A 3,138-nucleotide genomic window follows, 5' to 3' on the forward strand; every position below is an offset into this window, starting at 1 on the left:
TCTGTTTCTTGAACAAATAACTCTACTGCGGAACCTGAACTTCCAAATCCTGCCAATCTAGCCGATTGAATATTGTCTTTCATCAATACATCAATTCCTATAGCTTCGATTTTTTCTTTTAGCGCCATTGCTAAAATTTCACTTCCTGAAAACACTTTCATTAATCCCATGGTATCTTTTTAATTGTTATTTTCTTCTTTCTCTCCCTCTAATTCGTTTTCTTCATCTGAATCGTCATCCTCTTCGTCATCTTCCCCATCAAATTCAAATAAAAACGGTTCTTCCATCATTTTGTCAGCAAGACTATCAATTCGTTCTGATAACTTTTCAGAAAAAATAATGCGTTGCGTTCTTGCAATACTGTTAGAGATACGCATTATTTTAGTTTCGTGACGCAATTTTAAAACGGCATCAGCATCATCAACGATAAACATTTTTAGACGGTTTACATTGTAACCCGCTGTTGTAAACATGTCATTTAGCTTTGTAGGTGTTCCAATTAAAACATCTACACCACCAGAAATGAAATTTTTATCATATTCCAAATCTCCTTTTTCGTGTACGCCGTAAACCGTTAGATCCGTATGTTTACCATACTTTTCAAAAAGCACTTTCATAGCAAGTACTTTCTCTTTACTTTCAACTAAAATTAGCGCACGAGGTGACTGCTCCCCTTCTTTAACCAATTGCTGAATAACATTAATAACAATCGTAGTTGATTTTCCGCTGCCACGAGGCGCTATAATTATACAATCTGCACCACTTTTAAGCGTTGAAAAAGTGTCTGCCTGCATGGCATTTGGAGTTGTTAGTCCGTTTGCTAATAACGATTCTTTAAGACCTTCGTTTATTTTTTTTAGTTTCATTCTTTAGTATTGAAAATTTAAAAACCAATCGTTTCGCATTAATAGCGCAGAATTGCATTTTTAAACCTAATTTAACTTTATATTATTTAGAAGCAAATAGCTTCACGTCATTCTCTGAAATTTGGCTTCCGCCAAGGATAATCAATCGCTCAACAACATTTCGAAGCTCACGGATATTACCGGTCCAATCGTATTCCTGCAGTAATTTAACGGCATCGTCAGAGAATTTTTTAACTGCATTTCCTTGTTCCGACGCAATTTTATTTGCAAAATGTGCAATCAACATTGGTATATCATCCCGTCTCTCATTCAACGAAGGTACTTTAATTAAAATAACTGCCAATCGATGGTATAAATCTTCGCGAAAACGACCTTCGGCAATTTCTAGTTTTAAATCTTTGTTAGTAGCGGCTACGACACGCACATCCACTTTGATATCCTTATCAGCACCTACTCTGGTAATCATACTTTCTTGCAAAGCACGCAAAACTTTGGCTTGAGCCGAAAGACTCATATCTCCAATTTCATCTAAGAAAATAGTTCCTTTGTCTGCTGCTTCAAATTTACCTGCTCTGTCTTTTACTGCCGAAGTAAAGGCTCCTTTTACGTGACCAAATAACTCACTTTCAATCAATTCCGAAGGAATAGCAGCGCAGTTCACTTCGATTAAAGGAAAACTCGCACGTTCACTTTTTTCATGGAGTTGATGAGCTACAAGCTCTTTACCTGTTCCGTTTGGTCCAGTAATTAATACTCTGGCTTCGGTTGGGGCTACTTTATCGATCATGACTTTGATATGATCAATAGCTTCGCTTTCGCCTATCATTTCGTAATTTTTACTGACCTTTTTCTTTAAGATTTTATTCTCAACTACGAGTTGTTTTTTATCTACAGCGTTTCGAACTGTATTTAATAAACGGTTTAAATCAGGTGGTTTGGAAATGTAATCAAACGCCCCTAGTCGCATGGTATTTATGGCAGTTTCCATATCTCCGTGACCGGATATCATAACGATTGGAATTTCGGGCTTTATTTTTTTGACAGCTTCAAGTAGTTCTACACCATCCATTTTTGGCATTTTAATATCGCAAAGTACCAAATCGTAATCGTTATTTTTTATTTTTTCATATCCTAAAATTCCGTCTTCGGCATCTTCTACTTGGTAGCTTTCGTTTTCTTCGGACAGTATTTTAGTTAATACTCTTCGGATTGCTGCTTCGTCTTCTATAATCAGTATTTTAGGCATAATTTTTTATTTAATCATTAATAGGAATTGGAAGCTAATCTTCCAAATACAAAACCATCTTGGCTTTTTAGCCCTGATAGAGCCGGTATCCTCATGCTCCCGATCTTTAGGGAGCTTGAGATTTAGGCGATAGCAGGTACTATGAAAACTGACAAAAACCAAGCCATTCGCTCCTACTCATTCTAATTATTAGTACTGAAGCCATTTGTATAGCTCTTTCCAAGTTGGTTTTTTACCATACATTAAAATCCCTATTCGGTATATTTTAGCGGCGAACCATACTACTCCAAAAAATGTCGCGAATAGTAAAGTGACCGAAATGGCAACTTGCCACAAAGGTACGCCAAATGGAATTCGCATGAGCATTACAATAGGTGATGTTAACGGAATCATTGAAAAAACAACGGCAATTGTACCATGAGGATCATTTACAACACTAAAAAAACCAACATAAACGCTTAGCATTAATGGCATTATTACAGGTAGTAAAAACTGTTGTGAGTCGGTTTGATTATCGACTGCCGCGCCAATTGCTGCATAAAACGAACTGTATAAAAAATAGCCTCCGATAAAATAGACCAGAAAAGAGATTAGGATGGTTGCGATTGGCAAATTCCATAGCTCTTTAATATACATTTGTGCTGTTCCTGCAAATTCGTGCTGCGCTTGTTGCATTAATTCCGGTGACAATTTAGCGGTAGGCGTTGCATTGATACCAAAGAAAAAAGAAGCTGCAAACATTAGGGAAAGTCCGATTACTGCCCAAATTAAAAACTGCAGAATTCCGGCTAATGAGGTTCCAACTATTTTACCAATCATTAACTGGAACGGCTTAACGGATGAGATAATAATTTCGATGATACGATTGGTTTTTTCCTCAATTACGGATCGCATCACCATATTTCCATAAATTATAATGAACATCATGATGAGATAACCAAAACCGCCACCAATAGCTATTTTTATCTCGTTCAATCCCTTCATGGATTGTTCACCGGTTGCTTTAGTTAAACTGATGTTGACTTT

4 protein-coding genes are annotated in these 3,138 nt (G+C 36.6%); all 4 read right to left on the bottom strand.

Features of this window, described 5'->3' with window-relative positions; genetic code table 11:
• A partial coding sequence (locus P8M54_RS14520) for a DUF2007 domain-containing protein (RefSeq protein WP_300288715.1) occupies positions 1-170 on the bottom strand: 170 nt, incomplete at its 3' end.
• Between the two features lie 9 nt (positions 171-179).
• Positions 180-866, bottom strand: a complete 687-nt coding sequence (locus P8M54_RS14525; protein WP_300288711.1) for a DEAD/DEAH box helicase — start codon at positions 864-866, stop codon at positions 180-182.
• Positions 867-948: 82 nt separating this feature from the next.
• Complete coding sequence (locus tag P8M54_RS14530; RefSeq protein WP_300288712.1) at positions 949-2,112, bottom strand: sigma-54 dependent transcriptional regulator; 1,164 nt, start codon at positions 2,110-2,112, stop codon at positions 949-951.
• Between the two features lie 189 nt (positions 2,113-2,301).
• The coding region (locus P8M54_RS14535; RefSeq protein ID WP_300288713.1) for an ABC transporter permease at positions 2,302-3,138 on the bottom strand (837 nt) is incomplete at its 5' end.

The organism is Flavobacterium sp. (genome assembly GCF_029242675.1).
Taxonomy (GTDB): domain Bacteria; phylum Bacteroidota; class Bacteroidia; order Flavobacteriales; family Flavobacteriaceae; genus Flavobacterium.